This window comes from Pseudanabaena sp. 'Roaring Creek' (assembly GCF_001402795.1).
Lineage (GTDB): Bacteria > Cyanobacteriota > Cyanobacteriia > Pseudanabaenales > Pseudanabaenaceae > Pseudanabaena.
This window is the reverse complement of sequence record NZ_LIRE01000396.1, coordinates 1-8,553: the sequence shown is the minus strand read 5'-3', so window position 1 is coordinate 8,553 and position 8,553 is coordinate 1. Positions and strand designations below refer to the sequence as shown.

Below are 8,553 nucleotides of genomic sequence, written 5' to 3'. Positions count from 1 at the left end.
TGGCTAGGAAGTAGTACTCATTGATTGAATTTTCATATCAAAAAATTGACTATGATTATGTCTGTCGATAAGATTAAAAAAACTTATTGAATAAATCAAACTATAAACGAAAACTCATCATTTTTATGGGGCATCAAAACGACTTAAACCCTTTTGTTGACTAGGTTTTAGCTGTTTGTGGATACTTGAAACCGACCGATAACTATCACCTATAACTAATGGCAGAAATAAAAAGCTAGTTGTTCGCTGGGATGCCAAGAGCGATATGATGCGTCTTAATGCCCTTGTGGGTGATTGAAATAAATGTCAGTTGGTTAGTACCCTCTTTTTGGAGCTAATTCAACACAGCATTTATTATTGTCTGCAATCTTTAAGAGGTTTATTACACAACATGGCTGATACATACAAAGTAAGACTAATTAACGAAGCCGACGGTCTTGATAAGACTATCGAGGTTCCTGCTGATGAGTACATTCTTGACGTTGCTGAAGCTCAAGGTATCGATTTGCCTTACTCCTGTCGCGCTGGTGCTTGCTCTTCCTGTGCTGGCAAGATCCTTAAGGGTGAAATTGACCAAGGCGATCAGTCCTTCTTGGATGACGAGCAAATCGAAGCTGGTTATGCTCTCCTTTGCGTAACCTACGCTCAGTCTGATTGTGAAATCTTGACCCATCAAGAAGAAGCTCTCTACTAATCGCTTCTTTTCTTAAATATTTTAAAAGCTCCGATCTCTGAACATAATTAGTTTGGCGATCGGAGTTTTTTGCTATATATATCTACAGTCACTTGAATGAGGACAAATCAAACCCCAAGAATTGAGTGGCGGCGCTTCGCGCCGCCACTCAATTCTTGGGGTTTATGTCCTAATACAGGCGACAGCTATAGCTTGTCAAAACCCATAAGACCAATGGTGACGCTTTGCGTCACCATTGGTCTTATGGGTTTTGATCCTGACAAGACTGGCGGCAGCTATATATACTCACTAAATGCAAAGCACTATCCTATAAATTGGGATAAGGTTGTGATTTGGTGTTACATTTTTCAGAGTCTAAACTGTAAGGGGCAGCACCAATTTTGTCTGGTAACGAAGAAGATATCGTCACTGAAACTCAACCACTGCAATCAACTAAGCGATCGCTCCTCAATATCGCCACGATTGTAGCAGTTGCTACGTTATTGAGCAAAATATTTGGATTACTGCGTCAAGTAGCGATCGCCGCAGCCTTTGGCAATGGAACCGCCTATGGTGCATATAACTTTGCCTATGTGATTCCAGGGTTCTTGTTGATCCTCTTGGGGGGGATTAATGGTCCTTTCCATAGCGCAATCGTCAGTGTTTTAGCAAAACGCGATCGGCGTGAAGTTGCCACCATCATCGACAGCATCACCACGATCGTTACAGGAATTTTATTGTTGGTGAGCATCGCCCTCATCATTTTTGCAGAACCATTGATGCACCTAGTTGCCCCCGGACTATTTATACCCGAAGCCAATTTACTTGCTAAAGGAATTACGCCTGAAACCATTCAACATCTTAAGATCACCAAAGATATTGCCATTCAGCAGTTTCAGATCATGGCTCCCATGGCAGTCCTCGCGGGACTGGTGGGGATCGGCTTTGGAGCCTTAAATGCTGCTGACGCTTACTGGTTACCCTCCGTCAGTCCCATCTTTTCTAGCTTGACCGTATTGATTGGCATCGGGGGGTTGTTTTGGAGTTTGGGCAGCAAGATCCTCTTGCCAGAAAATGCCATGCTGGGCGGGGCAGTCCTAGCTTGGTCAACCCTTGCTGGAGCAATTTTGCAATGGTTAGTGCAATTGCCCGTACAGCTTAAATCTGGTATGGGTGGCTTCAAACTGCGATTTGACTTCCAGAGACCTGAAGTTAAAGAAGTAATGAAAATCATGCTTCCTGCCACCTTTTCATCGGGAATGCTGCAAATTAATGTGTGGACGGATTTATTTTTTGCTTCATTCATTCCTAACGCAGCGGCGGCAGTGTCCGCCATGGGCTATGCAGGTTTGCTCGTCCAAACGCCCTTAGGAATTTTGTCGAATGTGATCCTCGTACCTCTGTTTCCTGTGTTGTCGAAGCTCACCGATCCCGAAAACTGGGATGAACTTAAACAGCGGATTCGTCAAGGATTAATGCTTACGGCATTAACCATGTTGCCCCTTAGTGCCTTGATGGTAGCCTTGGCTTTCCCTATTTCACAGGTAGTATACGAGCGCTATGCTTTTACCACCGAAGATGCAGAGTTAACGGGGGCGGTCTTAATGGCTTATTCCGTTGGGATGTTTGTTTATTTAGGGCGTGATGTCTTGGTGCGGGTCTTTTATGCGCTTGGTGATGGGGATACCCCTTTTAAGATCAGCATCGCCAATATTTTTTTAAATGGACTATTTGATTACTTCCTAGTTCAAAAATTTGGTGCGCCTGGGATCGTGCTGGCGACGGTTTCGGTGAATGTGCTGTCGATGCTCACCATGATGTATTGTCTGGATCGCCGCCTGAATGGAATGCCCTTAAAAAGTTGGAGCATTACGATCTTGGGGCTAACGATCGCCAGTGCGATCGCAGGGGGAGTGAGCTGGGGAGTCTATCATTTGCTCAGTCAGGGATTTGCTGGCATGAATGTCATAGCAAAGTTTAGCGCTGAATTAGGAGGACTCGCGATCGCTAGTGTAATTGGATTAACGATCTTTGGCGCGATCGCTATGCAAATGAAAATTCCTGAGATTGCATTGCTGAGTGCACAGATCAAGCGGCGGTTTTTTCGATGATTTTTCTGATAATTTTTTCGGTAATTTTGCCTAAAGAAAAAAGTCTATCCTCATCACATCTCGACTCTTTGGGGTGATTGGGGGATTAGGAACTAATACTTTGTACCGCATGAATTGCCATCGCATCAGATATATAGCAAACTCCACCAAACTTCTTGGTAACTGGCTTGAGTTTTTCAACCAGCGACTTGGTCTTTTCTTCTAAAAAGAAAGCAATTACATAATCATTTTCCAACATACTCATATCAAGATCGCCAGAATTAGTACCCCGTACTCCCTTACCAATGACATTGCGGATTACTGTGTAGTTCAAAACCCCGACACTTTCTAAAACCTTGATAATTTTGTGAGATTCGACTGAATCCGATACGATTTCGATTCTTTTTACCGCTTGCATGATTTTTATCTCTAATAACTAATAATCTAATAAATTGATGTTAAAAATTTCCCTAAATCAAACCCTAGGCAGCGTCTTCCGCCGCCTGATTTCGCCTAAGCTGTTGCCCAAAACAAATTAATTACGTACATATACAAGGGAATGCCGACAATAATATTGAAGGGGAAAGTCACCGCCAAAGCAGTCGAGACATAGAGGCTAGGATTTGCTTCGGGCACTGTCAACCGCATCGCCGCAGGTACGGCAATATACGAAGCACTCGCACATAACACGGCAAATAACAAGGCATCTCCCTGAGACATGGAAATTAATTTGGCGATCGCAATACCTACGCCCGAATTGAGGATCGGCATTAAAATCGCAAATGCAATTAGGAAAACACCTGTTTTTTGTAAATCCTTAATTCGCTTGGCAGCAACTAAGCCCATATCCATCAAAAAGAACGTCAGTACGCCATAAAACATGTCTTGGGTAAAGGGAGATAGTACGTGCCAGCCTCTTTCTCCAGTTAGGCAACCAATAATCAGACTTCCAACAAGCAAAAATACCGAGCTATTGAGAAAAGCTTCCCGCAATACCTCTTCCCAAGCAAATTCGCGATTTTCACCTTTTTCCGCTTTTTCGGCAGCCGTAAAAAGGCTGACGAGGATTAGTCCCACAATAATGGCAGGAGACTCCATCAGGGCAAGGGCTGCCACCATGTAACCGTCAAAAGCGATCCCCAATTGGCTCAAAAATGAACTTGCCGTGATAAAGGTAACCGCACTGATCGAGCCATAGGTTGCGGCGATCGCGGCTGCATTGTAAGAGTCCAGCTTGATTTTGAGGATAAAAAATGAATAGACAGGAACGACACAAGCCATCAGGATCGCTGCTGCCATCGTCAAAATCACTTCTTGACTGATGCCACTTTTGACTAGTTCGACCCCCCCCTTAAATCCGATCGCTAACAACAAATACAGCGAGAATAATTTGGGAATAGGTGGTGGTATTTCCAAATCCGACTTGATCAGTACCGCGATCATACCCAGAAAAAAGAACAGGATCGGCGGGTTAAGAACGTTAGAAACGATTAGGTCTAAATCCATTTGGACAGATCCATTAAAAATAAAATGATTTGTTAAAGCAATGCTTACATGATGACAGTCTACCGAATTGTATAGCGATCGACGGTTATGTCTTGTTATATATTTAGGTTTCTCTATGCTTAGCCATCGTATTCCAATGGCTGAGCGAAGTCGAAGCCCTATTTTTTCTTAATTAAGTAGCTAAACCAGAAGAGCATACCGCCCGCTGCGCGGGCGGTATGCTCTTCTGGTTTTTAAGTTTACTTACGACTAAGTAGCTGGGCATAATTAAAACCCAGAATCAAAACCTGTAGCGCACGCTGCGCGTGCGCTACAGGTTTTGGGGTTTTATATTTAATTGCGCCTAGCTACTTATATCAAATCAGGACATTACACCAAGACATCAATAAGACATCTAAAAGTTTAGACAAGTATTTTGAAGCAAACGCTATACTATGGTTAAACATTACGCTGCATAATATTTTCTGATCGGTTGCTTAGCTACTTTTTCAGCGAATATCTAGCGAACATTACAAACATTCATAGTTGGAAAAATGAGCGAACCAACTCCCTACGAAAAACTAGGAGTCAACGACGAAGCCTCCTTTGAAGAAGTGCGTGATGCACGCGATCGCCTATTGCGCGAACATGAGGGGGATGAGTCTCAACAAGAAGCGATCGAATTAGCCTACGATGCCATCCTCATGGATCGTTTGCGTGCGCGCAAAGAAGGCAAAATTGCTGTACCTGATCGCATTCGCTATCCCGAACGTCTCTCCACTGCGATACCTGCGGCTCTGCAAAACAATACACAGCGTCGCGCCCCATCTTGGTTGTCAAAGCTGCTAGATACGCCTAAACAAAAAGATATTTATATTTCGTTGGGAGTTTTTGCTGGATTGGGTGCAGTGAGCTTTTTTGTACCTGCTGCCACCACATGGCTATCCTTCGGATTAATTGCCAGTGTGTACTTATTAACCCGCAAAGAAAACCGATTTGGACGGGCGTTATTGATCTCCCTATCAGGAATTACGATCGGGGTATTATTAGCAGCTCTAACCAATCAAGTCTTAGTCCTATCCCGTTTAGTTGGTGATGGATTTTTCCCTAGCTCGATCCAGATGGTAATTATCCTATTGGTGATGTGGCTTCACGCTTGTTTCTTGAAATGAGGCTATTAGCTATTAGCTATTAGCTTTTGGCTATTAGTTTTTGGCTTTTAGCTTTTAGTTTCTACCTATAATTTTTGGTAAGCTCACGTATATCACATATATTTTAAAAGCCTTGCAATGCAAGGCTTTTAAAATATATACAAGCCAATAGCTATTAGCCAATAGCTAATCATCTCAAAAATCTCAAATACTATGTCTTCTGCAATTTTTGGAATCGCGCAACTTAATCCGATAATCGGCGATCTGGTCGGGAATTGCGATCGCTTATTGATTGCTGTCCAGAAATTAGCAGCCCAAGGGGTGCAGCTCGTATTAACGCCTGAACTGTCAATCTGTGGCTATCCTCCTCGCGATCTGTTGATGAATCATCAGTTTGTACGCGATCTAGAAATAGCGATCGCGGATCTAGCTAGTAAACTTCCCCACGATGTTGCGGTACTTGTGGGAACCGTTTCCACTAATCCCGATGCCGATCGCGCAGGGGGCAAACCTTTATTTAATAGTGCGGCTCTGTTACAGGATGGTCAAGTTCGGCAAGTTTTTCACAAGCGCTTGTTGCCAACCTATGACGTATTCGATGAAGATCGTTATTTTGCCGTGGGGACTGGGAGTCAAGTTTTTACGCTCCATTGTCAAGGAGGGCGATCGCTAAGGATTGGGGTCACCATTTGTGAAGATATCTGGAACGACGCAAAGTTTTGGGATAAGCGCAACTATATCGACGATCCCGTTGCCGAACTAGCGCAGAAGGAAGTCGATTTGCTGCTCAATTTATCGGCTTCCCCCTACGCGATCGGCAAACAGAAGTTGCGTGAAGCGATGCTCAGCCATAGTGCGATCGTCCACAACTTGCCATTAATTTATGCCAATCAGGTGGGGGCAAATGACGATTTGATTTTTGACGGGCGCAGCATGGCATTTGATCGCCAAGGACAAATAATTGCTCGCGCTAAGGCTTTTGAGGAGGATCTGCTGATTGTGAATCTCGAAGAAGGTGCGGATACTTCTTCTTCTATGTATGAAAGTGATGATGCCGAAATCTTTGCTGCCTTGGTGTTGGGAGTTCGCGATTACGTGCAGAAATGTCGATTCCGTCAAGTGGTAATTGGGCTAAGTGGCGGTATTGATTCGGCGTTAGTTGCGGCGATCGCTACCGAAGCGATCGGCAAAGAGAATGTACTGGGCGTACTCATGCCTTCTCCCTATAGTTCCGAGCATTCCATTACGGATGCGATCGCCTTGGCGCATAATTTAGGAATTTCCACGCAAACTATTCCAATTCAGCCCATGATGGATTCCTTCGAGCAGAGTTTGTCAGCATTATTTGCAGATCGGGCGAGCGATGTCACGGAAGAGAATTTGCAATCTCGGATACGCGGTAGTTTGCTCATGGCGATATCCAATAAATTTGGACATTTATTACTATCCACGGGTAATAAATCGGAAGTATCGGTGGGCTACTGTACTCTCTACGGAGATATGAATGGAGGACTGGCGGCGATCGCTGATGTGCCCAAAACACGGGTATTTTCGCTCTGTACTTGGCTCAATCTCACCAATTCGCCTCTGGCGATTAAAGAGGGAAAAGCAGAAGTTATTCCCGTAAATATTATTACTAAGCCTCCTAGCGCTGAACTCAAGCCCGATCAATTCGATCGCGATTCCCTTCCTCCCTACGATGTTCTTGATGACATTTTACACAAGCTCATCAGTCAACATCTTTCTGCGGCTGAAATTGTCACTTCGGGACACGATCGCGCGATCGTCGATCGCGTAATTCGTTTAGTCAAAATCGCTGAATTCAAACGTCGCCAAGCCGCCCCCGGACTCAAAATAAGCGATCGTGCTTTTGGCTCTGGCTGGAGAATGCCGATCGCCAGTCAACTTACACCATAAACTTTGTTCCATTTTATTCCACAAACTTGGTTAAATTCGCAAGAATGGCAGTGCTTTGCGCCGCTATTCTTGCATTAGGGTATTGATTGTGATTCTTTTCATTAATTCTGGTATGGCTCAATAGGCGTTTCGGGGAGATACTTTAGCTTAAATGGCTGAAACACTCGATGTGCAATAGTTTTAGTCTCGGAGGTCTTTGATGGCTGAAACACTCGTCATTAAAAGCATTGAGCCGTTTATCATGTTTGACCTCCCCGAAACACCTATAGAGTCTAAATCAAAATATTGCTACCACACTACAGATTATTTTCTTGAGTGTTAGATAATGTTGGAACATTAGTGGGTTGGTTTTGTTGCGTAACTCTAATTAAGAATCTTAGGGCTTCGTTAACTGCATCGGCGTTTGGAAATATTGCAGCAACATCAGGTTCTAGACGCACAGTTGACCCGCCAAAGCTTTTACGTCCTGAGCCTAGTTTTCTGACACGCAGACTTTTAAGGTCATATTCGGGTCTAAGGTTGTCTTCTAGTTCTAATTCAGCCTTCTTCATATGCTTCACGCTCCGATTTTGTAGTTTCTCTAGCAGTAACTTTAGTTAGAAGATAGGTTCTTTGCACCATGAACTACAGCCAGAATATCTACTCTGTCGGAGCCAACGTAATAAATGATGCGATAGTTTGCTTCAATAACTTCGCGTATTTGCTCTAAGTTGATTTCAGGTAAAATCCTCCCTGAATTGGGAAATGTGCCAATTTGTTGCGATCGCTTTGTTATCAAGTCCACTAATCGAGTTGCGTATTGAGGTGAAACCTGAGCATGATAGCTATGAATTGCTGTCAACTGTTCAATCGCTTTGTTTGTCCAGAATACGTTCATGGTTGAAGTCCAAACTGCGATCGCACTTCTTCAACGGATTTAACTCGACCTGCTTGACTGTCTGCTAAGCCTGCTTCAACGGCTAGAATCACATATACCTGCTGCATGATGTCGTCCCAAGTGCAGTTGTCAGGTAATTTTTCAATGAGGCTTTGTGCTTGCTGTTTGACGTTAAGTACTGTCATGGTTTAGCTTCCTCTAAATCTTTATCCTAGTATATTATCGAAAAAATGGGTAGTCCTAAAAAGGAAAGGATATCCAGAACTCTCTGCCAGCATGGATTCCATGAACTTAGCATTACATGAAAACATCTAAGATTCAACATTAGGAAGATGCTACAAAGCTTATAAACTCACCTTA

The 8,553-nt window shown here is 43.6% G+C and carries 9 protein-coding genes; 4 read left to right on the top strand and 5 right to left on the bottom strand.

Features of this window, described 5'->3' with window-relative positions; genetic code table 11:
- Nucleotides 1-391 precede the first annotated feature (391 nt).
- Together AC805_RS13340 and murJ are read left to right on the top strand one after the other, a co-directional pair.
- Nucleotides 392-694, top strand: a complete 303-nt coding sequence (locus AC805_RS13340; RefSeq protein ID WP_055075880.1) for a 2Fe-2S iron-sulfur cluster-binding protein — start codon at nt 392-394, stop codon at nt 692-694.
- Between the two features lie 380 nt (nt 695-1,074).
- Entirely contained in the window at nt 1,075-2,784 is a 1,710-nt protein-coding gene (gene murJ, locus AC805_RS13335) for a murein biosynthesis integral membrane protein MurJ (RefSeq protein ID WP_082429495.1), read from the top strand.
- Between the two features lie 85 nt (nt 2,785-2,869).
- Here the strand turns inward: murJ and AC805_RS13330 are convergent, their stop codons facing one another.
- Nucleotides 2,870-3,181: a P-II family nitrogen regulator gene (locus tag AC805_RS13330; RefSeq protein WP_009626427.1), complete on the bottom strand. Its 312-nt coding sequence runs from the start codon at nt 3,179-3,181 to the stop codon at nt 2,870-2,872.
- A 95-nt stretch (nt 3,182-3,276) separates the two neighbouring features.
- Nucleotides 3,277-4,269 (bottom strand): sodium-dependent bicarbonate transport family permease, encoded by a 993-nt coding sequence (locus AC805_RS13325; RefSeq protein ID WP_055075879.1) that lies wholly within the window; start codon nt 4,267-4,269, stop codon nt 3,277-3,279.
- A 533-nt stretch (nt 4,270-4,802) separates the two neighbouring features.
- On the opposite strand from AC805_RS13325, the gene AC805_RS13320 reads away from it, so the two are divergent.
- Both AC805_RS13320 and AC805_RS13315 read left to right on the top strand, forming a co-directional pair.
- Nucleotides 4,803-5,420 (top strand): CPP1-like family protein, encoded by a 618-nt coding sequence (locus tag AC805_RS13320; protein ID WP_055075878.1) that lies wholly within the window; start codon nt 4,803-4,805, stop codon nt 5,418-5,420.
- Nucleotides 5,421-5,612: 192 nt separating this feature from the next.
- Nucleotides 5,613-7,316, top strand: coding sequence for an NAD+ synthase (locus AC805_RS13315; protein ID WP_055075877.1), 1,704 nt, complete (start codon nt 5,613-5,615; stop codon nt 7,314-7,316).
- A gap of 296 nt (nt 7,317-7,612) precedes the next feature.
- Here the strand turns inward: AC805_RS13315 and AC805_RS13310 are convergent, their stop codons facing one another.
- Genes AC805_RS13310 through AC805_RS13300 form a run of 3 tightly spaced genes read right to left on the bottom strand, consistent with a single transcriptional unit; the run spans nt 7,613 to nt 8,378 of the window.
- A complete protein-coding gene (locus AC805_RS13310) occupies nt 7,613-7,867 on the bottom strand; it encodes a hypothetical protein (protein ID WP_055075876.1) in 255 nt (84 codons plus the stop codon).
- Between the two features lie 41 nt (nt 7,868-7,908).
- Entirely contained in the window at nt 7,909-8,193 is a 285-nt protein-coding gene (locus AC805_RS13305; protein WP_055075875.1) for a type II toxin-antitoxin system RelE/ParE family toxin, read from the bottom strand.
- A complete protein-coding gene (locus tag AC805_RS13300) occupies nt 8,190-8,378 on the bottom strand; it encodes a hypothetical protein (RefSeq protein ID WP_055075874.1) in 189 nt (62 codons plus the stop codon). The genes AC805_RS13305 and AC805_RS13300 overlap by 4 nt, the downstream gene beginning before the upstream one ends.
- Between the last annotated feature and the right edge of the window lie 175 nt (nt 8,379-8,553).

What these genes read in the sequence shown, in the direction of transcription:
- AC805_RS13340 (WP_055075880.1), top strand. Translation starts at nt 392, where the DNA reads ATGGCTGATACATACAAAGTAAGACTAATTAACGAAGCCGACGGTCTT.
- AC805_RS13330 (WP_009626427.1), bottom strand. Translation starts at nt 3,181, where the DNA reads ATGCAAGCGGTAAAAAGAATCGAAATCGTATCGGATTCAGTCGAATCT.
- AC805_RS13325 (WP_055075879.1), bottom strand. Translation starts at nt 4,269, where the DNA reads ATGGATTTAGACCTAATCGTTTCTAACGTTCTTAACCCGCCGATCCTG.
- AC805_RS13320 (WP_055075878.1), top strand. Translation starts at nt 4,803, where the DNA reads ATGAGCGAACCAACTCCCTACGAAAAACTAGGAGTCAACGACGAAGCC.
- AC805_RS13315 (WP_055075877.1), top strand. Translation starts at nt 5,613, where the DNA reads ATGTCTTCTGCAATTTTTGGAATCGCGCAACTTAATCCGATAATCGGC.
- AC805_RS13310 (WP_055075876.1), bottom strand. Translation starts at nt 7,867, where the DNA reads ATGAAGAAGGCTGAATTAGAACTAGAAGACAACCTTAGACCCGAATAT.
- AC805_RS13305 (WP_055075875.1), bottom strand. Translation starts at nt 8,193, where the DNA reads ATGAACGTATTCTGGACAAACAAAGCGATTGAACAGTTGACAGCAATT.
- AC805_RS13300 (WP_055075874.1), bottom strand. Translation starts at nt 8,378, where the DNA reads ATGACAGTACTTAACGTCAAACAGCAAGCACAAAGCCTCATTGAAAAA.